16 protein-coding genes are annotated in these 25035 nt (G+C 59.5%); 8 read left to right on the top strand and 8 right to left on the bottom strand.

Going from position 1 to position 25035, the window contains the following annotated elements; translation table 11 throughout:
• Positions 1 to 645 precede the first annotated feature (645 nt).
• Positions 646 to 1386, top strand: coding sequence for a hypothetical protein (locus tag THTE_RS01505; RefSeq protein ID WP_095413771.1), 741 nt, complete (start codon positions 646 to 648; stop codon positions 1384 to 1386).
• Between the two features lie 987 nt (positions 1387 to 2373).
• Here the strand turns inward: THTE_RS01505 and hemG are convergent.
• Positions 2374 to 3864 carry a protoporphyrinogen oxidase gene (gene hemG, locus THTE_RS01495; RefSeq protein WP_095413769.1) on the bottom strand — a complete coding sequence of 497 codons (1491 nt, stop codon included), beginning with the start codon at positions 3862 to 3864 and terminating at the stop codon, positions 2374 to 2376.
• Between the two features lie 165 nt (positions 3865 to 4029).
• On the opposite strand from hemG, the gene THTE_RS01490 reads away from it, so the two are divergent.
• A complete protein-coding gene (locus THTE_RS01490; protein ID WP_157731612.1) occupies positions 4030 to 5331 on the top strand; it encodes a glycoside hydrolase family 28 protein in 1302 nt (433 codons plus the stop codon).
• 10 nt (positions 5332 to 5341) lie between these two features.
• On the opposite strand, the gene THTE_RS01485 is transcribed toward THTE_RS01490, so the two are convergent.
• Positions 5342 to 7330, bottom strand: coding sequence for a RiPP maturation radical SAM C-methyltransferase (locus THTE_RS01485; protein ID WP_095413767.1), 1989 nt, complete (start codon positions 7328 to 7330; stop codon positions 5342 to 5344).
• 546 nt (positions 7331 to 7876) lie between these two features.
• Between THTE_RS01485 and THTE_RS01475 the strand changes: the two genes are divergently transcribed.
• The 3 genes from THTE_RS01475 to THTE_RS01465 all read left to right on the top strand — a co-directional run bounded on the left by THTE_RS01475 (position 7877) and on the right by THTE_RS01465 (position 11641).
• Positions 7877 to 8812 (top strand): DUF362 domain-containing protein, encoded by a 936-nt coding sequence (locus THTE_RS01475; protein ID WP_157731610.1) that lies wholly within the window; start codon positions 7877 to 7879, stop codon positions 8810 to 8812.
• Positions 8809 to 10449, top strand: a complete 1641-nt coding sequence (locus tag THTE_RS01470; protein WP_095413764.1) for a 4Fe-4S binding protein — start codon at positions 8809 to 8811, stop codon at positions 10447 to 10449. The genes THTE_RS01475 and THTE_RS01470 overlap by 4 nt, the downstream gene beginning before the upstream one ends.
• A 460-nt stretch (positions 10450 to 10909) precedes the next feature.
• The gene (locus tag THTE_RS01465) at positions 10910 to 11641 is read left to right on the top strand and encodes a metalloprotease (protein WP_157731608.1); all 732 of its coding nucleotides are present in this window, start codon (positions 10910 to 10912) and stop codon (positions 11639 to 11641) included.
• Between the two features lie 229 nt (positions 11642 to 11870).
• Here THTE_RS01465 and THTE_RS01460 read toward each other — a convergent pair whose 3' ends face one another.
• The gene (locus THTE_RS01460; RefSeq protein WP_095413762.1) at positions 11871 to 12746 is read right to left on the bottom strand and encodes an ExeA family protein; all 876 of its coding nucleotides are present in this window, start codon (positions 12744 to 12746) and stop codon (positions 11871 to 11873) included.
• A gap of 144 nt (positions 12747 to 12890) precedes the next feature.
• On the opposite strand from THTE_RS01460, the gene THTE_RS01455 reads away from it, so the two are divergent.
• Entirely contained in the window at positions 12891 to 13646 is a 756-nt protein-coding gene (locus tag THTE_RS01455) for an RsmE family RNA methyltransferase (RefSeq protein ID WP_095413761.1), read from the top strand.
• A 510-nt stretch (positions 13647 to 14156) separates the two neighbouring features.
• On the opposite strand, the gene THTE_RS01450 is transcribed toward THTE_RS01455, so the two are convergent.
• Positions 14157 to 16145, bottom strand: a complete 1989-nt coding sequence (locus THTE_RS01450; RefSeq protein WP_095413760.1) for a YjhG/YagF family D-xylonate dehydratase — start codon at positions 16143 to 16145, stop codon at positions 14157 to 14159.
• A gap of 195 nt (positions 16146 to 16340) precedes the next feature.
• On the opposite strand from THTE_RS01450, the gene THTE_RS17805 reads away from it, so the two are divergent.
• Positions 16341 to 16700, top strand: coding sequence for a hypothetical protein (locus tag THTE_RS17805; protein ID WP_157731606.1), 360 nt, complete (start codon positions 16341 to 16343; stop codon positions 16698 to 16700).
• 31 nt (positions 16701 to 16731) lie between these two features.
• Here THTE_RS17805 and THTE_RS01440 read toward each other — a convergent pair whose 3' ends face one another.
• Positions 16732 to 17295 (bottom strand): manganese efflux pump MntP, encoded by a 564-nt coding sequence (locus THTE_RS01440; protein ID WP_095413758.1) that lies wholly within the window; start codon positions 17293 to 17295, stop codon positions 16732 to 16734.
• Positions 17296 to 17601: 306 nt separating this feature from the next.
• Positions 17602 to 18729 carry a hypothetical protein gene (locus THTE_RS01435; protein WP_095413757.1) on the bottom strand — a complete coding sequence of 376 codons (1128 nt, stop codon included), beginning with the start codon at positions 18727 to 18729 and terminating at the stop codon, positions 17602 to 17604.
• 401 nt (positions 18730 to 19130) lie between these two features.
• On the opposite strand from THTE_RS01435, the gene THTE_RS01430 reads away from it, so the two are divergent.
• Positions 19131 to 22427 (top strand): TolC family protein, encoded by a 3297-nt coding sequence (locus THTE_RS01430; protein ID WP_157731604.1) that lies wholly within the window; start codon positions 19131 to 19133, stop codon positions 22425 to 22427.
• An 868-nt stretch (positions 22428 to 23295) separates the two neighbouring features.
• Here the strand turns inward: THTE_RS01430 and THTE_RS01425 are convergent.
• Positions 23296 to 23697 carry a DUF2752 domain-containing protein gene (locus THTE_RS01425; RefSeq protein ID WP_095413755.1) on the bottom strand — a complete coding sequence of 134 codons (402 nt, stop codon included), beginning with the start codon at positions 23695 to 23697 and terminating at the stop codon, positions 23296 to 23298.
• Complete coding sequence (locus tag THTE_RS01420) at positions 23687 to 24088, bottom strand: CD225/dispanin family protein (RefSeq protein ID WP_095416720.1); 402 nt, start codon at positions 24086 to 24088, stop codon at positions 23687 to 23689. Before THTE_RS01420 ends, THTE_RS01425 begins: the two co-directional genes overlap by 11 nt.
• Positions 24089 to 25035 lie beyond the last annotated feature (947 nt).

Genomic DNA, 25035 nt, shown 5'->3' with positions numbered 1-25035 from the left:
TTCCATGCCACAGGATGCGAAGAGCATCCGCTTCCCGCCGGTCGGTCAAACAAAGTCCCGCCCAGGACCGACCCCCTGAGGCACCGCCTCCGCCCTGGGAGGCTGTCGTGGGTCCGGCGGCCTCCCAGGTCGACGCTCGAAACAAAACCAGGCCGTTTCCCAGATGCCGACGGCCGACCCGCAATAGTGAACACACGAACACTTAACCCCTATGTGAGACAACCAGTCCCTGCCGAGAGATGAGCCCCTGATTGCCGCTCGATGGCAGGGCCTCGTGAGAAGGCCAAAAGCGGAGTCTCTTAACTGATGGTAGAAAGGAGGTGACCACCACAGCGGTAGAAGCGATGACATGTTCCAACCCAGGGTGTGCCTGAACCTACCGTGATAAAGGCCCCCCACATCATCAGTGAGGAAGTACCCTCGCACCCACCAAGTAGAAGTCCCACCTGCGATCCTTCCAAGAAGTCCCCCCTGAAACACATTTGAGCAGTACGCTCACCCTCCCCTAGAAAAAGTGCGCGGCAGATCTAGGGTATTCACCCTAGATGTCAAGACTGCAGCGAATTTTCCGGAACCACTGGTTTTTGGTTGTGTGAAGTTACGTCTCGGTGTTTGTGGAACCTTCCAGGATAAGGAGTCTGTACCATGACACGTTTCGTCACCCTCTCCGCCGTTTGTGTGTGCGTGTTCGGAATGGTTGCGGGCAAGGCATTCGGTCAGGCAGCCGTGCCCCAGGCGTGGCAAAACGAGACCTACGTCTATGCCGCGTCCCAGATGGAACTGTCCAAAGGTCAGGCGGCCCTCATTCAGGCGTATGCAACCCTTCTCCAGGCCCAGGCGGCCATGGTGAAAGCGCAGGCCGATGCCCAGGTAAGTCTTGCCCAGGCTCGCAAGGTTCATCTGGAAGGCAACGCCGTCCAGATCGACAACTCGCTGAAATATGCCAAGGCGTACTGGGATCGCAAGCAAGCTCGGGATACCTATCTGGCGCTGCAGAACAAGCCCACTCCCAGCCCGGGCGAAAGCAAGCATCCTGCCCAGCAAACGGCCGCCGTTCAGGTCAAGCCCCAACGTCTCACCGCTGCTGAACTGGATCCTGTGACTCACACGATCCACTGGCCTGCCGTCCTCCAGGGTGAGCGCTATGCCCAGTACCGAGCGGCAATTGAGGAACTGTTCGCCGCCCGACAACCCAGCGACCATGGCGCCGCCAGCCCCTTCTACAGCCAGGTCCGCAAGAATGTGGAGATCCTCAGCAGCATGCTCCGAGAAGAGATCACCAGGGTCAGCCCTGCGGAATACCTGGCCGGCAAAAAATTCCTGGACGGTCTGCGGAACGAGGCCCTCTACCCGCCGCAAATGAACAACGTGGCCATGAACAACTGAGTCAAGTCAAGACCGATCCCCTGCAACAACAACCTTCCTCAATCCCACCTCCAAATCCTACCTCAATTGCCCACCTGAAAATTCCTGCCTGAGAAATTCCCACCTTGAGTCAACAGCATCGAAGAGCAAACGACGAGCCTGCCCGATGCAACCTGTGAGATAAGCAACTCAGTCCAACGGTTCGTCCCACCTGACAGAAAAGCCCCAGTGTGATCACCCCGGTTACCTGAAAGACGCCTTGCCGAGTCACTGACGGAAATCATCGGGAGCCCAGAGGAACCGACATCCTCCACGCCACCAACCGACCGACGCCGCTCCCAGGTTTCACGCGAGATGACTCGACAGGAAGTCAGAAACGGTCAGCCGGGGTGATTTGTTTTCTTGACGGCGTCCACGTTTCAGTTTGGCCTCCCCGACCTCAGCCGGCGAGTGCGGTCCGTTTTCGGAGGGACGTGTTTGTCGGGTGCGTATTCGGAGGGACGTGCTTGTCACGTCCGCCGTTTGACGTTGGATCATCCACCTCGGTTCTCCGGGCACGACAAGCGTGCCCCTCCGAACGATTGCTCGGAGGGACCTGCTCGTCAGGTCCGCTTGTCAGCGCTGGAATATCCATTTCGTCTTCGTCTTGCGGGCACGACAAGCGTGCCCCTCCGGACGATTTCTCGGAGGGACCCGCTCGTCAGGTCCGTTTATCAACATTCGATGATCCATTTGGCTCCGGCGGGAACTGAAGTCCCGCGCGGAAAGCGGGGCGGAAGCCCCGCACTCCATGGAGTGCGGCGATTCATCGCCGCTTTTCGGTGAAGGCTTGAGCCTTCACCACCTTGGCGTTGATCCGATCCGAAACCGACTACCGGTCGCGGTGGAAACCGACCCTCGACCGCATCCAATCGAGGGCCGACTTCCACGTCGGCTGTCGGCCCGGGTGGAACCAGGCCGTCCAGAAAAGCGGACCCCACCCCGGCCCTGGGGTAAATCCACTGCCTGTCAGAATGGCGAGCTGCCGAACTCGCGGTCTTCCACGGGCAGTCCCAGGACCCGTCCGGCTGCCCGCCAACCACTGCGAATACAGTGCGGGATGCCGACGCCGCGATAGGCGTTGCCCGCCAGGGCCAGGCCCGGCCAGCGCTGCAACCGCTCTTCGATGCGACGCAGTCGTTCGAGATGGCCCACCTCGTACTGCGGCATGGCGGCGGGCCAGCGGAACAGCCACTCTCGCACGGGCTTGCCCCGGATGTGAAGCAACTTCTCCACCTCCGATCGCAGGAGAGTCCGCAACCGCCCCTCCTCTTCGGCCACCAGGTCGGGCCGCCGTGCCCCACCGGCAAATACCCGCAGTAAAACGGTTCCCTCAGGGGACAGATGCGGATACTTCTGACTGCTGAAACTGACCGCCAGAAGGGGACTTTGTTCCACGGCGGGGATGACGCACCCCGACCCGTCCAACGGATGGCCCACGTCTTCTCGCCGGTAGGCCAGGGCTAGAATCACGCTCCCGGTATATGTGATACCGGCCAGTTCCTGCGAGAGCTGTTGATCCAACTGTTCGATGACGCGAGCCGCGGCATACGCGGGGACCGCCAGCACGACCGCATCGCAGGGAAAGGCCTTTCCATTATCGAGCGTCACCAGCCAGCCCGAGTCTTTTCGGGCAAGACCTGTGACCTGGGTTCCGAGGCGGAGTGCGTCCTGGGGCAATCGCGCCACAATTTCTTCGACAAGCTGTTCCAGTCCGAAGCGGAGCGTGGCAAACATGCTGTACCGGGCGCCACTTTCCCGCGGGGTTTTCGCCCCCGAGTGCGTGCCCCCTCTTCGCGCTCCTTTTTGGGCTCGCATGGCACGGATCAGGCTGCCATACTTTTTTTCCATTTCTCGAAAGCGGGCAAGGGTGGCGAGGACGCTGAGCCGTTCGGTGTCCGCACCATAAACGGCGGTGACGAGGGGTTCCACGAGGCGCTCGAAGACTTCCCGCCCCAGCCGCCGTCGTGCGAACGCAGCGAGGCTTTCGTCGTCTTCATCCAAACGCGGCGGCAAAACATACTCCATCGCCGCGCGGAGTTTGCCCCACGGTGAAAGGAGCGGCGTGGTGGCCAGCGGCCAAAATTCAGAGGGGGCCATCATGAGAAATCCATCCGGGAGCGGGTGCAAGCGGCGTCGCCATACCACGAATGCCCGGCGATGCTCGGGATGCGTGCTCACCAGGTGCTCGCCAAGCTCCAACTGACGGCACAGGTCCATCGCCCAGGGGAGCGTGGTGATGAAGTTGTCGGCACTGCGTTCCACCTGGAATCCGTCCTCTCGAACCGTGCCCAGCACGCCGCCCGGCCGACTCTGCTGATCGAAAATGACCACGTCGGTCTGGGGAGAAAGCTCCCGGATTTTCAGCGCGGCGGCCAGCCCACTGATTCCCGCTCCCAAAACGGCAACGCGTGATGGGGCCCGATGTTCAAACTGTGTCGGCGGAAGAGTATCAACCATGATGGCAATATGGATTCTGGTAGGTGGCAGTTTCTACGCGATGCGATTGTTTATACCATGGAGCATGTTTTCCGAAATTCCTTCGCGGATACCGTGCGAGATGGATGGCGTCGGTCGATCCTGCGGCCCATCCATTCCCGGCAGTCGTCTGGAAAGGAGCCTCCCATGGTCCTTCAGCATCATTTTACGTGGCAAGTCCTGTTTAGGTTGACCACGGCAACGGCCTTTGCATGTTTTGCCAGTAGCGGAGCCATGACACAGGAAAAGGACACCTATTTGGTGACGGAGTTTGGAGCCACCGCGGACGATGACGTTCTGGACACACAGGCCTTTCAAAAGGCCATCGATGTGGCGGCCAGGCACGGCGGCACGGTCCGCGTTCCCAAAGGGCGATTCATCACCGGCCGTCTCCAGTTGCCATCCGGTGTGCGATTGTTTCTGGAAGAAGGTGCCGTGCTCCAGGGCAGTGCCGATTTTCGGGATTACGGCCAGGGACGGTGGACGGATTCGTTCCTGTTCGCAGAAAATGCGGAACGGATCACCATCGAGGGCCCTGGCACCCTTGACGGTGCGGACTGCGAAATTCCCGGCGGAGAAGAGGGTTTCCGTGGCCCACACGCTATTCGTTTTGTCCGCTGCCGGAATGTCACGATTCGTGACGTAACAATCACCCGGGCGGGCAATTACGCGGTCCTGTGCAACGACTCGGAAGACTTCCTGATCAGTGGCGTGAAATTCCGCGGCGGCCACGACGGCGTTCACGCTCAGGCGTGCCGGCGATTTCGCGTGGTGGACTGTGACTTCCGTACAGGAGACGACTGCCTGGCCGGCTGCGACAATGTGGACTTTGAGGTCGCCCGATGTCAAATCAACTCCTCCTGCAACGGCTTTCGCCTGGGGTGCGTGCATTTACGGGTTCATGATTGTCGCTTCTGGGGGCCGGGCGAGTATCCCCATCGGATCACGATCAAAAAGGGCAAGCCCCGCACCAATATGCTGTCGGCGTTTGTTCACTTCGCCCCCACCGATCGCAATCCCAAGTTGCCCAGCGATGACTGGCTCATCCAGAACTGTACAATGGACACCGTCGATGCCGTCTATCTGTATGATTTTGAAAAAGGCGTGTGGCAGACCGGTCAGCCGGCCAAGCGCCTGGTGTTTGAAAACATCCGTGCCCAAAATATTGCCCTTCCCCTTCGTGTTCTGGGCGATAAAGACCGTCAATTTGACCTCACCCTGAAAAATGTCTTGATTGCCCTGAGAGACGATCGAGCCGATCAGCCGGTTCTCGATATCGCGCAGTTCGGACGGCTCAACCTGGAAAATGTCGTCCTCCAGAACAGCGGCAAACAGCCGGTTTTGCGGGCACGGGACGGCCGGGAGATCCATCTCCACCACGTGGAAGCCAAACCGACAAATCCCCAGCCCTTCCTGTGGTCGAATGTGGAAAAAGTCTCGCAGGATTAAAGGGCGAGTCTCAGACGTGGGCGTGCCGTTCCGCCCGATGTCGCTCGATTCGCGCTTCCACGCGGCGGGCCGCCTGATACAGATCTGACTGTTCCGGAACCCAAACGGCAAGGGCGAGATAACGATCATCCCAGCACAGCAGGATGCCTTCCTGCTGCCAGCGCCTCAGCGTATCATCACATTCGTCGCCGCCCACGTCTGGGTGCGAGGCGAGCCAATCCCGAATCGCGCCGGGGCCACGTGCCGTGTCGCAGAACAGATAGAGCTGGGCCTCCCATCCGCGCAGACGGTGCTGTCGAAAGCCGAATTTCGGCCGGTTGTCCGTGATGAGCAGCGTGCCGTCGTCATGGCGTCGCATCGTCAAGCGCGCCGAGGCGTGATCTTCTCGCCACTGGGAAATGGCTGTGAGCAGTGGACGTGCCTCGATGTCTGGATTCAGCCCCTCGATAAGGTCGAATTCAAAATAGTAGGCGAGTCGCTGGAGAACCTTGTCGCTGAATGGGTAAACATGGTGAAATGCCCGGAACGGCCGGGGCCGAATCATTCCAAATCGCTCGGGATGTTCAAAGAAGGGCGAAAATCGGTCCATGCGGACCCGCCCCACACCCAGCGGCGGTGCGAGATGGACGATCCGCGGGATGAGCTGGACCAGACGCTCGTAAGTGAGTGGGGTTTCACCCGGCAATCCATAAAGCCAGTTCCACTCCACGTCGATACCGGCCTCGGTGAACCACTTGAGGGTCTGCAGGTTCTGAACCCCCAGAGCACCTTTGTCAATGCGTTTGAGGAGATCACTGTCAAACGTTTCAATCCCCAGTTGTGCGGCCCCCAATCCCGCGCGGAGAAGCTGTCCCACCTCTTCCCTGGTCAGATTGACTTTCAGTTCACACGCAAAATGGAATGGCAACTGGGCGGCTTCGAGTTGAGGAAGAAGCGATTCAAAAGCCCGAAAATCCAGAATGTTATCCGCGGCACATCCCCGCGTCGCAGGATAGCGCTGGGTGAGAAACTTGAGCTCGGCCAAAATTCGCTCGGGCGACTTGCTGCGATAGCGCATCGATCGGCCGTTCAAGCCACAGAAGGCACAGTGATGTTTTTGCCCCCACCAGCAACCCCGAGACATTTCAAAAAACAGCACCGGCTCGAAGAATCTCTTCAAGCCGCTGGCTTCATAACGGGCAAAGAAATCGTCAAAATCTGGATAGGGCAAATTATCCAAATCATCAACAAGCGTGGTGTCCAGCGAAGCCTCGGCTTTCGGCCCGTTCACCACAGGTAACGTGATCGCGGACGTGAACTCAGAAGAAGCGGCCCGACGCTGCGTGAACTTCTGCACATCCTGCCGCGAGATAACCCCTCGTGGAAGCGGACCGTGGAACTGCCCTGATTGCAATTGGGCGACAAATTCAGGGAAGATGTGATCGGCCTCCCCTAGAAACACATAGTCAATTTCCGGGAATTCCTCCGCCAGGGTGACTCCCATTTCCCCTTCGCAGGCGGCCCCGCCGAAGACGATGGTCACCGTAGGGCAAACGGCCTTGATTCGCTTGGCCAGGGCCAGAGACGGCATCGTCTGCTGAAACGTGGTCGCAAAGCCGATCACCAGGGCCTGTTGCCACGGGTAAGCAGCCGCCGCCCTTTCCAGAAAGGTCTTCGCCTCTTTCGTCAACCGTAAAAATTCATCTTCGTCCCTGGGCGAGAAGTCGGGATCGGCCGCTCGCAGGACCTCCTGGATGTACTCCTGGTTGGTCGTGGGAAACCGTCCAAAGTAGTGGCGAGAAAACAGCCGTTCTCCTCCCAGTGTGAAGGCGAAGTGGTCGGCAATCCACTGATAGAGGTCGTAGCCAATTTGCTCGGCGAAATCGTAGTTAAGGTACAGAATTCGGCAGGGAATTCCCTTTCGCTGGACCGCCGCTTTGAGCAAACTCAGTCCCAAATTGGGCCAGCGGAGATTGGCAAAAGGCATATTGACGAGAACGACTTCCCGAGTCTGGTCCATGAAAGGTTTCCCAAATCTTTAGACAAAAAGCGATCACCTCGGAGGCCTGCCGAACGTGGCTGGGCCGTTTCCGTAGGCACAAACGCAACCCGCGAGGGTGCGACTGTGTTTGGGATTCTCTCTGCAATACCCCAAGACTTTATTGCCGCTCATTGTCCCCCGCGTGCCGTTTGTATTGTATCCCAGGTTCGGCACCGCGAGCGCCGAAGGCTTTTCTCCGCCGCGGGCCAAGCGGTTCAACCGCTATCGATTTTTTTGGAAACCAGCTACATATCATCATCCGGGACGAACAGGATCGCTCACCGCGGAGTCCGGAAGCCCCAGCGACTGCGTGCAGACCCTGGAATCGCAAGACGCCTCTGCCTGTCAAGCGAGTTTTTAATTTTTTGACATACGCGCTTGTAAAATCTCGCCGGGCCGGATATCCTATCAAACAAGATTCTCCGTGCCGAAATACCTCAAATCACTCCGCCTACGGAAAACAGGTTGTCAACGGTTCGGCTCGCCAAAGTCTCGCACGATTGCTTTTGCATGGGGGGATCACCAATGCACGCGAAATCGACTCGCCGGGAGTTTTTGTGGCAATCCGCGGTCGCTACGGGAGGACTCCTTCTGCCCGCCCAGTTGAGCTGGGCCGCCCCATCGGAAACCAAGATGGTCATCACGAAATGGACGGGACCATCCCCACAATCACCCACCGAATTTGCGAAGATCGCCACGCAACTCACCGAGCAGGCTGTGGCGGCTCTCGGGGGAATGTCTCGGTTCGTTAAGCGGGGCGATGTGGTGTGGATCAAGCCGAACATCGGGTGGGACCGCACACCAGAGCTGGGCGCCAACACCAACCCCGATGTCGTCGCCACCCTCGTTCGCCTCTGCCTGGACGCGGGGGCCAAGGTTGTCAAGGTGGGCGACAATCCCTGTGACCTGCCCCAGAAGGCCTACGCTTCAAGCGGGATCGCCGACGCCGCTCGCAAGGCCGGTGCGCAGGTCGTCTTTCTCGACCGCGATCGCTTCCGGGAGATGGACATCAAAGGCGAGCGGGTAAAAACCATCCCCGTTTATCCGGAGATTGTGGAAAGCGACGTGGTTATCAACGTCCCCATCGCTAAGCACCACGTGCTGGCCACGGCCACGCTGTGCATGAAAAACTACATGGGCGTCATCGAGAACCGCCGCGTTTTCCACCAGGACATTCCCACCTGCCTTGCCGACATTACGCGGTTTATGCGGCCAAGTTTGTGCTTGCTGGATTGCACGCGGGTGATGCTTGCCCATGGTCCCAAAGGCGGCAACATTGAGGACGTGGCGGTTCGGCTCACGCTGGCCGCCGGAACGGACATTGTCGCCCTGGATGCTTTCGGGGCGGAAATGCTGGGACGCAAGCCGTCGGACATTGGCTCCATAGTGAAAGGGCATCAGGTGGGTCTCGGGACCATGGATTACCGTTCACTGCAACCCAAGGAGATCACCCTTTCATGAAACGGCGTCTGCCCTTTCGCCGGTGGATACGGCGGGTGGTGCAGATTGCTTTTCTGCTGGCTTTTGTAGGGCTCATTCTCGCCACCCGCCCTGTTCCCGGAGAAACACCCTCCTGGTGGCTTAAGGCGTATTTTCTGGCCGATCCGCTCATCCTGGTGATGACGGTCCTGGCGGCGCACGCTGTGCCGCTGCTGGCTCTTTTTTCGCTCGTGACGGTCCTGCTGACCCTCATTCTGGGTCGCGTTTTCTGTGGGTGGATCTGCCCGCTGGGCACCGTTCACGCCCTGACAGGCTGGGCGCTGGACAAAGTCCAGAAACCTGCCAAGCGCCGTGATACCTTTTCACCGTGGCAAAAAGCGAAGTATTACATCCTGGGCGGGGCACTCGTCATGGCCCTGGTGGGTGGACACTGGATCACCATTTTTGATCCGCTGGTCCTCCTCTACCGCACGGTGACGACCTCTCTCCTGCCGGCGGCCCAATGGGGAATCGAGACGGGAGCCAACGCGGTTTATCAGGCGGATCCCCGAATTGGCGGTTTCAAGCTGACGAGCGTCACGGAGCCGGCTTATCAATATCTCCGCAATCACGTGTTTGTGCTTCCCAAGCAGGCGTTCCTGGGCACGGGTCTGATTCTCGCCTTTTTCATTGCCATTGTGGCGGCCAACGCTTACCGGCGGCGGTTCTGGTGCCGATATGTCTGTCCGCTGGGGGCCCTGCTGGGACTGCTGGCCAAACGACCGTTGCTCCGCAGGAAGGTCACTTCGGAGAGCTGCAATGAATGCGGACTGTGCACCACGGCGTGTCATGGGGCCTCGGCGAGTGGATTGGGAACCGGCTGGAAGCCCAGCGAGTGCTTTGTGTGCCTGAATTGCTCCACAACCTGTCCCCGTGATGCGTGCGAGTTCACCTTCCAGCCGGTGATCTGGCGAAAGGAACCTGCCGTTCAGCCGGTGGGCCTGACGCGTCGGGGCGTACTTTGGGCGGCGGCGGGAGGTCTGGTGGGTTTTGCGTTTCTGCGGGCGACCCCACAGGGACGCGGCTCGGTCTATCATCCCCGGCTCATCCGCCCACCCGGGTCCAGGCCCGAGCCGGATTTCCTCGCCCGCTGTACCGCCTGCGGCATGTGCATGAAAGTATGTCCCACCGGCGGCCTGCAGCCTGCCATCACGGAAGCCGGCCTGGAAGGCCTTTTCACACCCCACCTGGTGCCGATCATCGGGTACTGCGATTACACCTGCACGGCCTGCGGTCACGTCTGCCCCACAGAGGCCATTCGGCCGCTTACAGAGGAGGAAAAACACCAGATCAAGATCGGTCTGGCCGCCTTCGATGTGACACGCTGTATTCCCTACGTGTATGGCCGGAACTGCGTGGTGTGCGAAGAGCACTGCCCCATCCCCGAAAAGGCCATCTACTGCGTGGAAACCGAGGTCGAACTCCGCGACGGAAAAAAACGTCGGATCAAGCTTCCCAAAGTGGACCCGGAGAAATGCATCGGCTGCGGTGTTTGCGAATATGTGTGTCCGCTTGACGATGCCCCCGGTATTCGGGTGATCACCACCAACGAAACCCGTCACGACCGCCACCAGGCCCTTCTGCCGGAAGTCGAGGGTGAAGAAGAGTTGCCGTATTAAGGTTACGGCGCTCGCGGATGTCCAGCAGTCGGTTGAATCAAAGCGGGCACGTGCGGGCAGATCCTCTTCATCGCAGGCGAATCGTTCAGCCTCCGCTAGGGGCAATTCATGTTTAGGGGCAATTCATAAAGTCCCTACCGAAATGCGATGATTTTGACCTGGGCTTACGTGTTCCAAGGGCGAGTCATGAATCGCCCCTACTCCGGATTGGAACATCCAACGTTGAGGAGCGGACCTGCAAGCCCGTCCTTTCACTTCGGGCTGAATCTCCCATACGCGCATCCCGTCGTCAAGGTCTGGGCCCTGTTCCAGCGGCAAAGAAAAGGCAGCGACAAGTCACGTGATGCACGGCTGGGTCGCCCAAGATGAAATGAGTAAAATGACGTATCCTTTCCATCACGACTTTCGAAGCGTGGTTGGTCCCACGTCCCTTTGCAAAGTTTCCTGTTCGAGGAGCGTTGTGAATTCCTTTCAACCTCGTGAAACACCCTACGACCTGTACTTTACGCTTGCAGGAATCCCGGTCCGGGTTCATCCGTTCTTTTGGGTGATGGCGGCCTTCCTGGGAATTAGTTCGGGCGACCTTTTCACTTTGGTCGGCTGGGTCCTGGCGGTCTTTGTGGCGGTGCTCGTCCACGAACTGGGTCATGCCCTGACGATGCGGGCTTTTGGATATTATCCCCGCATCACGCTTTACGGCCTGGGTGGATACACCGAGTACGGAATGCGGGACGCGTTTGTCCGCCCGCCCCGGGCCCTGGGACGAATTCTCATTCTGGCGGCCGGTCCTGGCACGGGTTTCCTTCTCGCGGCGGTGCTGGCAGCCGTGCTTTTGGCGCTGGGGCGACCGGTGGCCGCGTTTGTCGGCTGGCCAATCGGCCTGTACGTCGTCACCAATCTGGGTCATCCCTGGATGACCGACTTCGTGAATTCCCTGTTTTTTGTGACGGTGGGCTGGGGGATTCTCAACCTCCTTCCGGTGCTTCCCCTCGACGGCGGCCAAATCCTCCGCGAGGTTCTCGGTCTCCGTGATCCAAGTTGGGGAACATTTCGCGCCGCCCAGGTTTCTTTTCTGGTCGGGGCCGGCATCGCGTTTTGGGCCGCTCTCTCCAGCAACTTTTTCCTGGCCGTCCTCTTCGGTTATTTCGCCTACATGAATTATCAGTTGCTCCGCGGCCCGAGCCTGTGGTGAATTAAAAGCGACAGAGTAGATTTTCCCTCGAAGAGCTCAATTCATCAGACGACCAAATCTCCCTCCATAACTGGCTGAGGCAGGGTGTGGCGGCAAAATCAGGTGCCATGTCCACACGTCCCGCCTGCTTCCTGGATGCCCCTAAGTCCTCGCGAAACTTGCAACTTCCAGAGGTAAGTACGATGTCTCGCCGCATGCTGATTTTCTTCCAACCGTGGCGGGAACTCCGTCACGGCGCTGCAGAGACGCTTTTACTCGTTTCCCATTCGGTGTCCAGATGGCGGTAGAATTCGTCGTAAACCTCCTTCACGAATTCCCCATCGACGGGACGGACGTTGGCTCCCGCGGCGGCTACCAGGCACCACTCCGCCAGTCGGTTGACATCCCGCGGAACGCCCCCCGTCAGGCGCGCGATGGCCTCCCTCGCCTCTGGTGTGAACACCTCGTCTGGCTTTCGCCCCGCATTCTCAAGTCGGCAGCACAAGAATCCAATCACGTCCTCCTCGGACCACGGTTCAAGCGGAATCCGCAGGTCGATCCAGTCGGCGAAGTGCCCCCTGCTTAAAAGATGGTTTTCCCATCGACCGGCCAGCACCAGGGTGGGATGGCGCCCCCTGGCTGTGAGCTGGGTCAGTGCCCACAAGATGTGGATGAGCGACGGCTCCGCCAGAGACGCATCATCCACTGCCAGAACGCACGGCTGGTCCGATAGGCATGCAGCAAGAATGTGCTGTGAGATCACTCGCCACAATCGGCCGGGCGGACCGGGTGGCCGGGTGACACCCAGTTGAACGGCAAGTTCCTCTAGCCAGATTTCCCGAGAACGGCCCAAAGCGGAAAGATAAATCCCCAGTGCCCGGGGGCTCCTCCACTGTTCGATCATCCACCGCAGAAACCAACTTTTGCCGACGCCCGCCGGGCCGGAAACCAGAACCGCCGCATAACCGCGGGTGACGGCAAACTCGACTCGGGCGAGTGCCTCTTCAGCGGTGGCCGTCTGAAAAAAGCGGTCTTGCACCCAATCCGGGCCAAACGGGGGAAAGCTAAATCCCCAATAGGCCAGATAGCGTGCGGCTATACCGGTCCGAGTTTTAGGACCGCTCATAAACGTCTCTCCAGGGGAAGGACAGTCCGGGCGGACAGATCGAGACAAAATCTCCGCCCTGGGCAAAACCCGTCACGTGAGACTCTTCGGTAAAATCGACAAGGTTTCTTAATTTCCATTAGTGTTAACTGGAAACAAACAGCCATGGCCGAGCGATTTTACTGCCCCACAGTCACCGGAGAACGTGCCGTCCTGGAGGGATCAGAAGCGCACCACCTCATCCACGTGATGCGGGCGGCGGCGGGCGATCACGTCATCGTTTTTGACGGTCAGGGACATGAGTACCTCTGCAAGGTGGAGAAAATAAGCAGGCGCGACGCGACTCTCAAAGTTCTGGAGCGACGTACCGTCGAGCGGGAACTCCCGTTCTCACTGACGGTGGCCGCTCCTTTGCCTAAGGGGGACCGGCAGCGGGTGCTTTTGGAAAAGCTCACCGAGTTGGGCGTGACAAGGTTTGTGCCGCTAGTCACCGAGCGCACAGTGGTTCGGCCGGAGAAAGACGTGGTGGCCCGACTGACCCGCATTGTTATCGAGGCCAGCAAACAATGCGGTCGCAACCGCTTGATGATGGTAGCCGAACCTGAGTCGTGGTCGTCGTTTCTGGAGGCGGTGGACCCGACCGCCGCGAAGTACCTGGCTCATCCGGTGGAATCTGGAGAGCGCGAGCGCCTCGAAGCATTTCAGAAAGGGACACTTTTGGCTGACAAAAAACAGGAAAGCGTGCCGATTGTGATCGCGGTGGGGCCAGAAGGGGGATTCACTGATGCCGAAGTGGAGGCCGCCCGCACCCGAGGCTGGCACCTGTTGGATTTGGGGCCGCGGATCCTGCGGGTGGAGACCGCTGCGATCGCCCTGGCCGCTTTGTTCGGTACAAGCCACCAGGTCACACGCTGGGCGTGAAAATTTATCGGACGCGGTCGGGGCGATGCAGGAATTGCCCGACAACATCGGAGGGCCCTTTTCCGGAGGGACCTGCTTGTCAGGTCCGCTTGTCAACATTGGACCATCCATTTCGCCTTCGTCTTACGGGCACGACAAGCGTGCCCCTCCGAAGTTTAACGGACGCCGTGGAAGGCGTTCCCCAAACCGAATCGAGGGCCCAGTTCCACCCAGGCCATGGCGGTTTCCCGTGCTTTGCCGCGACCACGAAGACTGTCCACCGGTAGGGGCAATTCATGAATTGCCCCTACCGACTCTGACGTCATATGCGCAGCTGACGTGGGGCACGATGAGCGTGGCCCTCCGCCTTTCGGAAAAACCTTTTTCGACAGGACGTGCTTGGGAGGGACATGCCTGTCATATCCGTCTTTTCAACACACCGCTTCAGCACATTACTAAAAACACGTTCCTAACCACACGGTTTTTGCCCAGGGCCCGGTGCGAATTCTTCCATACGTCCGAGGCACGCCATCAACCGCTCAGCCGACGCCGGATGGCATCCAGGTCAAACACACATCCACCCCATGCGCCGCCGCTGACCGCCTGGAGGATCGCCCACAGTTGGGTGTCTTGGGAGAGCCGCGGATCAGGCCGGAGCTGCGGATGAGGCGACCGCCGGGCGAGGACTTGGGCGGCTTCCTCCGGAGAATACTCCCGCTCGCCGTCGCCCACCCAATCCACGGAACCTTCCAGACGTTTTGTATCTATTCGGATGCGGATCCGATCGCCGTCGCGAACCCGGGCAATGGGCCCGTCGGCCAGCGCTTCCGGCGTGATCCACCCGATGCACGCCCCCGTACTGACACCGGAGAATCGAGCGTCGGTGAGCACGGCCACCTCTCGCCCCCAGGGTAAATACCGCAGGGCCGACGTGAGCTGATATGTCTCTTCCATCCCGGAGCCAAGTGGCCCCCGCCCGATAAGCACCACCACATCCCCGGGCTGAACCGGCGGACCAAGCTGCCCCTTCACCGCCGCAACGGCATCGGCCTCACTGACAAACACCCGGGCACGCAAAGTGCGATCGTAAACGCCATGCGCATCAAGCAGTTGCCGATCAATCGCCGTACTCTTGACGATCGAGCCGCCGGGGGCAAGGTTTCCGCGTGGAAAGCACGTGGTGCTTGTGATGCCCGCCGCCTCGGCTTTTTCGGGAGAAAGGATCACATCGTCAGGATCGACTCCGGCCTGCTGGCGGAGGATTTCCCTCACCCGCTGCCTCCGCGGTGAGTGTTCCCACCACTCCAAAATTTCACCCCAGGTTTTGCCGGCGATGGTCCGCGCGTCAAGACGGAGCAAGTTGAGTCGCCGCAGGTGAAGCATGACCTCCGGGACACCGCCGGCCAGGTAGACGTAAAGGGTGGGGAAATTTCGCGGGCCATTGGGCAGCACGTCCACCAGCCGCGGCACCCGGCGGTTGATGCGTTCCCAGTCCTCAATCGTCGGCCGGGGCAACCCCGCGGAAAAGAGAACGGCGGGCAGATGGAGGATGAGATTGGTCGAGCCACCGAAGGCCGCATGAACCACCATGGCATTGTGGGCGGAGGCTTCGGTGAGGATATCGCGAACCGTGAGCTTTTGGTTGACCATCCGCATGAGGGCCCGCGCCGTTCGTCGCGCAAGATCACGCCAGATTTCCTGACCCGACGGTGCCAGCGCGGCGTGGGGCAAAGTCAGGCCGAGGGCCTCCGCCACAACCTGAGAAGTGGCGGCGGTGCCAAGAAACTGACATCCTCCACCGGGCGATGCACACGAATGGCACGCCACGTCTCTCGCGTACTCCAGGCTGATTTCCCCCTGCGCATACCGGGCGCCGATGGATTGAACCTTGGCCGTGTCCTCGCCGCGTGAGGTGGGCAGCATGACGCCCCCGGGAATGATGGCCGAGGGAAGATGCCCCAGGCCCGCCAGTGCCATCATCATGGCGGGAAGGCCTTTATCACACGTGGCCACGCCCAGGACGCCCACCGCGTTGGGAATAGACCGGGCAAGGCGGCGAAAAATGATGGCCGCGTCGTTGCGGTAGGGAAGGCTGTCAAACATGCCGGGAGTACCCTGTGTGCGGCCGTCACAGGGATCAGAACAGTATCCCGCGTAAGGAATCCCGCCACACCGTTTGATCTCTTCAGCAGCCTGGCGCACCGCGTCATCGAGCTCAAAATGCCCGGTGTGGTAGCCCAATGCGATGGGACGACCGTCGGAATCGCGCAGCCCACCCAGCGTACTGAGAATGACGAAGCGTGGCCGGACCGTGTCTTCGGGAGCCCAGCCCATTCCCACGTCCTGGGACATTCCAAATAAATGTCCGCTGGGGCTGTAGCGGAGAAGGGCATCGTCGAAGGGAAGTTCTCCCTCCGGTCCCGGACTGTGGATGCGGAGCGGTTCCGGAATGTGATCGCCGGAATGGAGGGGATCTTCAGCATTCACGTCAAACGAACCGAAATGGGATGCTTCCGACATAAAGAGGAAAGCCTTTCCATCTGGCTTGGGTTGTGTCCAAACAGCGATACTTTTAAAATAAGCCTATCAGTTTTTCCTCATTGGATCACGCTGTGGGATAACATCTCGAAGGGTGCAGTTGCAAAACTGCAGGTTTTTTGCGGGTGGTCGGGCCGCCATCCGAGTCGGAATCGACAGTTTTCCGAACGGAGGACCATGATGGTTCAGCCCGACAATCCCTCCCAAGGCCAGCCAACCCCCGAACAAACCCAATCTCCAGCTGGCTGTCTTCTGCGATTGTACTGGATGATCTTCGGGTACCTGGTGGCGGTTCTCTGCGGGGTGTCGATTATCAATCATCACGGCGATTTTTCTTTTGTCGACGTGATTTACTGGGCGGCGCTGGGGGGTGTCCTGCTGGCTCGATGGGTGGACATCAGCCGTTACCACGGTACGCGGACGGACGGCCAGCCCGCCACCATGCGGGACTGGAGGGTCCAAGCCATTCTGACCGTGGTGGGTGGTCTGATTGGCTGGGTGCTCATCCATTGGGTCCGGCTGAGCGGCTGGTGGTAAACCTCGTCGCCACGCGGCGCCTGCCCATCGATCAGAGAAACTTCAGATGGGTCAGAAGAATTCGCAGTCCCACCAGGAGGAGGACGCAGCCACCTGCGATCTCGGCCCATTGAGAAAAATGGCGTCCCAGCCGGTTTCCCGCCCGAATCCCAATGAGACTCAATATCCCCGCGACGAGGCCGATAATCACGGCGGCCAGCCAGATTGATTCTCCCAAAAATGCCAGCGATACGCCAATGGCCAGAGCATCCAGGCTGGTGGCGACAGAAAGGCTCACAAGACTCCAACCGCGGGTGGGATCGTCCGTCAGGGAATCCACTTTTCCTGTCAGGGCCTGCCAGATCATTTTCCCGCCCAGCACACCCAGCAGAGCGAACACCAACCAGTGATCCCAGCCCGCTATGGCAGACGCAAACTGGGCACCCCCCAGCCATCCCACCACAGGCATGAGAAACTGAAAAAAGCCAAAGTGGAAGGAAACGCGGAAGGTATGTCGGGCGGTCACGTGGGCCAGTCGCAGCCCCACCGCCACCGACACCGCCAGCGCGTCCATCGCCAGTGCCAGGGCCACACCAAATATCGAAAGCAGATCCACTCTCTGCACCTCGGAATTAAAGCATCTTGATCACCACTAAAAGGAATCGCGTCCCTCCAGTGTAACGTGTTCGATTTCCGGACGTGGAGGGCACAGGCGTGTTTATTCAGACTGGGCAGACCTGGGATGGTTCAGAGGGGACCACACAGGGCGGCGAAAAACCATCCCTCGAAGTGAGCGCTCCCAGCAACTGCAGATGCACGCTCACCGCAGCGAAAGCAGCGGAAATCCAGGCTGGCGATGGTTCCCCCAAATCAGAAATTCGCGGCGATGCCGCCAGGCGGTTGATGCCCGCCAGACATCTTTTCACCGGGCAGCCGTCTGGAGGGGTGTTTCCCCCTGGGCCATGCTGCGAACTCGTTGTTCGATGAGATCGCGCGCCTTCAACTGGGTTCGGGCAAGTTCCTCGGCGGTCTTGAGATTTTCCTGAATCAGACGATCCCGTGCCGCTGTAACGCGGGCAAGGGTGTCTTCCACGGCTTTCAGGTGATTTTGGGCGAGGTCACGTTCCTGCTCCTTCCGGCTGAGCTCCTGCTTGAGCTGGGCGATCTCCTGATCCCGTGCCTGCTCTTCCCGTTTGGCGTCGGCCAGACTGGCATCGAGCCGATTCTTGTCGGCGGTGAGCGAAGCGATTTGATCCAGGAGCTCCGCCCGTTTGAGGGAAAGATTCCGCAGGGCCACTTCGTAGTCCCGAAGTTTCCGCCAGTACGGAGGCGACTGCGGGTTGTTGGGATCGGCTGGCTTGCCGTCGCGAACGTACTCGTCCACCACGTCTTTGGGGAGAATCGCCGCCAACGTTTGAGCGTCCAAGCCGGCAAAGATCTCATGATCATCGGTGGGCAAAAGCTCACAGATGGTCCAGCCGAGTTGACCCTGCTGAGCAGCCTGCACCGCTCCCTGAATTCGCTGAACTTCGCGGTTGGTCAAAAAGCCCGTCGATTCAAGCTGGACCATGGCCGGTTGATCGCCCTGTCGGGGGTTGATGGCGGCCACGCGAAAGGCCCCCAGGTAACTTCCCCCCTGGCGGATGTCCCGTTCGTCGAAAAGATAGACGGCGGAATCGACAGGCAGTTCCTGGACGTTTTGAAGGCCGCTTAACCCCAGTTGATCGACGGTCACACTCACCTGGACGACAAACCCGGCCTGGGGATCCTGCCGGACATTAACCTGCATGGGACGGCACCCATGCCACTTACGGCCCCGCTGCAAGGTGTACTTGGCCAGTTCCACCTGGAGCTGCCGCAGGCCCTTGGTATTGGCATCGCCGTTGATCAGACGTTCGCGGTCCTTTTCGAGCTGGGCAAGCTCGTTACGGAGTTTTTCGGCCGCGGATCGCCATGCCCGATGGGTGGCGAGCGCCCGCATCCCCAGATACCACATGGCCAGCGAGGCGAGCAGCAGCAGGCAGATGAGAACTTTATTCCAAATGCTCATTGGGCTTCCACCAGTGACCGGAGATTTCTCACCTCGGTTGACACGATCGAAGACTGCGTGCTCCTTCCCTGGATGAGCCGATGTTATTCCCTCCCCCATTCATGTGAGGCTTCAGGCCCCGTTGGCCGATGGCCCTCCGTTATGCTCGATGGTATTTAGCCCCCCCGCCCGTGTCAAGCTTTAGCCATTCTCTCCCACAATGCGACGCAACAACCCCCACCTACGGGGAGATGTGGTGTCAAATCTGTTATCCACAGAATATCTCAAACAATCGTTTAAGTTTACCCGTTTTTTCTGTCGAACCAATTCAAGCGGCGGCGGACTCAACCGACGTGCGAGGGGATCATATCGCCGCCCGATGTCGCTCGGCATGCACTCTTGGTGGAGTGAGCAGGTTACCCATGTTTGCACCCATCCTTCGTCAGCCAATTGGGATCTTGCGAGCGAAAGTCCCCCTGGGGGTGTTTCTTCCTGACTGCTTACGGCAGGTGTTTGTCCTTACGCTTTTCGTGCTGGTGGTAAGTTCGGGTTGCCATCGCGCGGCTTATCGGCAGCAGGCCGACAGCGAAGTGGCTGCGCTCATTCAGCGGGGTCAGGTGGACCCCCGGTGGAAGCTCCGCAAAAGTTCCGTCTATCCCCAGCGCGAGGCCCGATTTTATGATCCCTATTGTCCGGACGCCGAACCGATGCCGCCGGATGATCCGGTTTCTCATCAGCTCATGCACTATGTGGACGGAAAGAAGGGCTGGCCCCACTGGCATGACAATGGCGACACCTTTTACGTGGAAAACCCTTTCTGGCGGGCGTATCTGCCGCGCGATGAGCGCGGGATTGTGGTGCTCGATCGGGCCAGGGCCGTCGATATCGCCCTCGTCCATTCTCGGGAATATCAGCGGCAGCTTGAAAACCTGTATCTCTCGGCGTTGAACGTCACGGCGGAACGTTTTCGTTTCGACGTGCAGTTCTTCGGCGGGCATTCGACATTTTTCACCGCCGACGGTCCCCGGCGGGCGGGAGGACCGCAGAGCCTTCTCCAGCTCGACACCGACGCCCAGGCGACAAAACTGGGAGCAACCGGTGCGGAGTTGCTCATCGGTTTTGCCAACTCCCTGGTGTGGCAGTACTCCGGGAGCGACAGCTATGCGTCGGCTTCCATCCTGAATTTCTCCCTCGTGCAACCGTTGCTCCGTGCCGGAGGACGTCATGTCGTTTTGGAAAGCCTCACCCAGGCCGAACGCAATCTCCTGGCCAACATCCGCCAGATGGCCCACTATCAGCGCGGATTTTATTTGCAGATCGTCACCGGGACGAATCCCGGAACCGGCCCCAGCCCGGGAGGTCTTTCCATCGGGTCGCTTTCTCCGGGTGTGAGTCCCGGCCGGGGTGGTGTCCTCGGACTGCTCCAAAGCCAGGTCCAGATCCGCAATCAGGAACAGAACGTGCTGGGCTTGGAAGACAGCTACGAACAACTTCTGGCCGCCCACCAGGCCGACCGCATCGACCGCTATCAGGTGGACCTGGCCTTACAGTCCCTGTACAACGCACAGAGCCGACTTCTTTCCCTGCGAACAGCCTACCAGTCGCAACTGGACAGCTTCAAACTGACGCTCGGTTTGCCCCCGGATTTGCCCGTCGAAATCTCCGACAATCTCCTCGAACAGTTCGACTTCATCGATCCCAAATTGCTCAATTTGCAGCGCGAGGCGACGCTCCTGAATCGGGCCCTGAGAGACCCCGCAACGCCCGAGCCGCCAGATTGGCTTGATCGCCTGCGAAGCATCCACGACCGCGTGAGCCGGCAGGTGGAAATCGTGCGGGGAGATATCGACCGCCTCAACAAGCTGCTTCCCGAGCGACGCGCCCGACTGCGGGAATTCTATTCCAAACCCGTCTCGGGTGAGGAGACAATGGAAGGCCTCACGCAGGCCGAAAAAGCCATCGCCGATCTCGATGAGCGGGCTCGCGCCATCAATGAAGACTTCCAGCTACTCCTGGAAGGAAAACTGCCGGCTGCGCGGGGAGAACGGCGCGTGGAACGCCGTCCCATGAAGGATCTCCTCGATGAGTTCAAGAAATTCATCGACGACCCGGATGGGGTGGCCAATGCCAGGATCGCAGAACTGGAAAAGCAGGTGGCGGATGTCCAGGCCCGGCTTCAAGCAGCCGAAAGCGACCTGAGCAAGCTCTCCGAGCAGATGGCGCACGCGACTGCCGAGGAGGCGTCGGCCCTGCAAAGCAAATATGCCGACGCACGCGCTCAGATGCAGACCCTGCAATCGCAACTCGATTCCCTCCAGGAAAACCTGGCGCAACTGAAGAAGGCCCCCAAAGAGCAGGTCGCTTTGCAAATTCTGGAACCACTTCTCCTCCAGATCTCCGATCTCTCGCTTGTGCAGGCGAGGGCACGATTGGATTGTGTGATGCTCACCCCGGTCGATATCACACCCGAGGAAGCCCTGGAAATTGCCAGGGAAAATCGGCTCGACTGGATGAATGCCCGGGCTGCGCTGGTGGATCAATGGCGGCAGATTCAGATTGCGGCCAACCGGCTGCGCAGTGACCTGGACGTCACATTCAGTGGCGACCTGCGGACGATCGGTGATAATCCCTTCGGCTTCAACAGTAACACGGGCGAGTTGCGAGTCGGTTTCCGCTTTGATGCCCCCTTCACGCGCTTGCTGGAGCGCAACCAGTACCGGACAGCGCTCATCAATTTTCAGCGGGCGCGCCGCGACTACATGGCCTTCGAAGACCAGATCGCCCAGAGCCTCCGCGACACGCTGCGGAACATTCGGCTGGGGCAAAACACGTTCGAGCTGCGACGCTCGGCGGTGCTGGTGTCCATCGCCCAGGTGGACCTGGCGCGAGAACGTCTGCGGGCCCCTCCCCGACCCGGCGAAACTTCCCAATTCGGTGTGAACACCGCTCGCGACCTGGTCCAGGCGCTCTCCTCTCTGCTGGATGCCGAGAACGCCTTCCTCGGCGCCTGGGTGGATTACGAGGTGCAACGGATGATTCTCGACTTCCAGATGGGAACCATGCAACTGGATGAGCGCGGTCAGTGGATCGACCCCGGGCCGATCCGCGGACAGTCCGCCCTCGAGGGTTCACCCTTCCAACCCGAGGCGGCTCCCGCCAATCAACCGCAAACCGGCGTCCAGCCGCTTCCCTCCATGACGCACAACCCCCAGAACAGTACCGGTGAAAGTGGCAGTTCCCAGCAGGTGGCACGCGCAAATCGCCAATTGCAAGGCGAAGAAGGCGGCCTGACGGCCCTTCGCGCGGCCATGGGAAATCGACAGGAAAGCGACCGGCTGGCGCAGGCTCCGCAAGGTTCGGCCGGTCCATCGACTCCGATGGCGACCTCCCCGAACGAAGTCGCCCCTTCGTCGGGTAAACTTTCCCCGGCCATGGAGAGGCTTCGGGAACGGCTGGCCGCTTATCGCCAAAATATTCCCGACACTTCCTCTTCCTCCACCAGTGCCCAACCCCCGGGAGATTCCAGCATTTTGTCCGTGCAGGATCGCCGGGCTCATTCACCACCCAACCATGACGAATCCCAGTTGATTCAGGCTATGTTTGGGGATGGAAAAGACAAGCTGCCGGAGGAGCTTCTCCCTCCTCTCCAGGCTCTTCTGGAGATGGAAGAAGAGGGGGTGGCCACCGTCCAGGATGAGTCACCCGCGAAGTTGAGATAACCTCGCTTTTCAAAATTACGTGCTCCCGCACCTTCGCACCGGGCATGAAGGCCGGAACACGCGGCCGCGCGATGCTGCATGGCCAACTCTTGGAGCTGGTTACGAAAAGCCGCGCTCCGCGACACCCGGGCCCCGGTAGGGACAATTCACGAATGGCCCCGACAACATCGGAGGGACGTGCTTGTCACGTCCGTTCTTTCCGAAAAGACCTTTTCCGGTGGGACCCGCTTGTCAGGTCCGATCAACACCGCTCGATGGCCCATTCCCTCTCCCCGGGCACGACAAGCGTGCCCCTCCGAGCTTCGGAGAGACCTTTTTCGACGGGACCCGCTTCGGAGGGACCCGCTCGTCGGGTCCGTTCTTCCCGAAAAGACCTTTTCCGGAGGGGCCTGCTTGTCAGGTCCGCTTTTCGGAGGCACCTTTTTCGGAGGGACCCGCTTGTCAGGTCCGTTTGTCAACATTCGATGTTCCATTGCCTTTCGGCGGGGACTGAAGTCCCGCGGCGAAAGCGGGGCTAAAGCCCCGCACTCCATATGGAGTGCGGCGATTTATCGCCGCTTTCCGGTGAAGGCTTCAGCCTTCACCACCTTGCCGATGGCGGTGTTTTGCCGCAACCACGGAAGCGCGCCCCTGGTAGGGGCAATTCATGAATGGCCCAACAAAATCGGAGGGACGTGCTCGTCACGTCCGTCTTTCAACGTTGGATCATCCGTGGCCTTTCGGCGGGGACTAAAGTCCCGCGCCGAAAGCGGGGCTAAAGCCCCGCACTCCATATCTCGCAGGGCCCCGCTCGTCGGGCGTCTTCTATCAATAACATTTGGACAATCCGCACCCTTTCGCCGGGTGCCCGGGTGCGTGTCGCCGTGGCTCATGGCGCAAGCAGGGAAAAGGGAAACACTGGAATATTACGCAGAACCCAATAGGCTGTGATGAGCCCCAGCAATCCCCAGCCCCGCCACGGTTGTTTGAACCAGTTCGGCCGCAGGAACAAAAGGACCACGACGGGCAACATAAGTACCATGAGTGGGTTGAGATCCACAGCGCGAAGAAACTGCGCATGGAGCAGGGCATGCGTGGCTCTTAGCGAACCGCATCCCGGACAGTACATGCCGGTGAGATAGTGAAAAGGACACGGTGGAAAGAGCCCACTCTTCGCCGGGTCGAAGTGGTAAAGGAGAAATACTCCTGCCCCAGCAACAGAAAACCCGACGGCAACGCGCGCGGGCAATGGCAGAAATGAGAACGGACCGCCGTGGTGCTCAACCCCCATGGCCCTGAGCCATCTGAGCAAGGACGACGAGAAACAAATAAGCCAGCGTTGCTGCAAGCCCGATTCCGAAGGAAAGCCACGTCCAGAAGCTGGCCTTTTTAACATTTTCCATGGCCTGGGCATAATTGCCACTCTTGGCCGCGCTGTTTGCCTGCACCGAATAGACGATCGCCACAATACCAAATGGCAGACAGCACAAGAGGGTCACCAGGATGGCCCACGGAAGATAATTGGGAACATGTTGGTAGGTGGGCGGTGGATAGGCCTGGGCATAAGGCGGCGGATAAGGGGGTACCCGCTGCTGCGCTGAATAATTTTGCAGGAGCTGGCCGCACTGCGTGCACACAACAGCATTATCGGCGTTGAGGGCACCACATTTCGAACAGTACATCGGTATCTCCTATCGCGCTTATCAACTTTTAGCACTCAAGCAGACGCTCCCGTTGCAAAAACAACGTCACTGGATAGTCCAGCAACTTTCAGCCCATGTTTATCAACGAATTTCCCTCAAAAAGCCCCTCGGGCCGCACGCTATCTTGCATTCGTCAATAGAAGAGGCAATATCAGAATGGCCCCTTCATCGATACGTTTCATTCCCCGTCGCAAACTCAATATTTTATTCCCCTCATACCGTGCAATGGTCAAACTGATTTGCATCGGAAAAGATGCACGGCGGAAACTATGGGCAAGTTTACACAGAGTACGGCGACTGTCAACCGGTTGCTTTTCCGACCCCGCCGCGCTTTTGGAAAAACCCGTGACCTACCCCGAGCGCAATGTCTTACAGGGGTATTTCATGAATCGCCCCTACCGCATGTGTTCGCCTCTCGGTGGGACCTTTTTCGGAGGGACCTGCTTCTCGGGTCCGATGAACACCGATTGATGCCCCATCCTTCCTCATCAGGCACGACAAGCGTGCCCCGCCGGGATTCTGGGAGACACCTCGCGGAGGGACCGACCTATCAGGGCCGTTTCTCTGATCGGAGGGACCTGCTTGTCAGGTCCGATCAACATCGATCAATCACCCGTCCCATTCACCGGGTACGACAAGCGTGCCCCTCCGACCTATACCGAAGGGACCTGCTTGTCAGGTCCATCGTTTAACCTTTGATCATCCATTGCCTTTCGGCGGGGACTGAAGTCCCGCGCCGAAAGCGGGGCTAAAGCCCCGCACTCCATGGAGTGCGGCGATTCATCGCCGCTTTTCGGTGAAGGCTTTAGCCTTCACCGCCTTACCGTTGGCGATGTTTTGCCACAACCACGAAAGCGCACCCCCGGTAGGGGCAATTCATGAATTGCCCCTACCGCATATATCCGCCTCTCGGTGGGACCTTTTTC

Source organism: Thermogutta terrifontis (assembly GCF_002277955.1).
Lineage (GTDB): Bacteria > Planctomycetota > Planctomycetia > Pirellulales > Thermoguttaceae > Thermogutta > Thermogutta terrifontis.
Note: the sequence above shows the minus strand (reverse complement) of the source record. Positions and strands in the feature narration are given on the sequence as shown.

Coding starts and splice junctions, on each gene's coding strand:
- THTE_RS01505 (WP_095413771.1), top strand. CDS start 646: ATGACACGTTTCGTCACCCTCTCCGCCGTTTGTGTGTGCGTGTTCGGA.
- hemG (WP_095413769.1), bottom strand. CDS start 3,864: ATGGTTGATACTCTTCCGCCGACACAGTTTGAACATCGGGCCCCATCA.
- THTE_RS01490 (WP_157731612.1), top strand. CDS start 4,030: ATGGTCCTTCAGCATCATTTTACGTGGCAAGTCCTGTTTAGGTTGACC.
- THTE_RS01485 (WP_095413767.1), bottom strand. CDS start 7,330: ATGGACCAGACTCGGGAAGTCGTTCTCGTCAATATGCCTTTTGCCAAT.
- THTE_RS01475 (WP_157731610.1), top strand. CDS start 7,877: ATGCACGCGAAATCGACTCGCCGGGAGTTTTTGTGGCAATCCGCGGTC.
- THTE_RS01470 (WP_095413764.1), top strand. CDS start 8,809: ATGAAACGGCGTCTGCCCTTTCGCCGGTGGATACGGCGGGTGGTGCAG.
- THTE_RS01460 (WP_095413762.1), bottom strand. CDS start 12,746: ATGAGCGGTCCTAAAACTCGGACCGGTATAGCCGCACGCTATCTGGCC.
- THTE_RS01455 (WP_095413761.1), top strand. CDS start 12,891: ATGGCCGAGCGATTTTACTGCCCCACAGTCACCGGAGAACGTGCCGTC.
- THTE_RS01450 (WP_095413760.1), bottom strand. CDS start 16,145: ATGTCGGAAGCATCCCATTTCGGTTCGTTTGACGTGAATGCTGAAGAT.
- THTE_RS17805 (WP_157731606.1), top strand. CDS start 16,341: ATGATGGTTCAGCCCGACAATCCCTCCCAAGGCCAGCCAACCCCCGAA.
- THTE_RS01435 (WP_095413757.1), bottom strand. CDS start 18,729: ATGAGCATTTGGAATAAAGTTCTCATCTGCCTGCTGCTGCTCGCCTCG.
- THTE_RS01430 (WP_157731604.1), top strand. CDS start 19,131: ATGTTTGCACCCATCCTTCGTCAGCCAATTGGGATCTTGCGAGCGAAA.
- THTE_RS01425 (WP_095413755.1), bottom strand. CDS start 23,697: ATGGGGGTTGAGCACCACGGCGGTCCGTTCTCATTTCTGCCATTGCCC.
- THTE_RS01420 (WP_095416720.1), bottom strand. CDS start 24,088: ATGTACTGTTCGAAATGTGGTGCCCTCAACGCCGATAATGCTGTTGTG.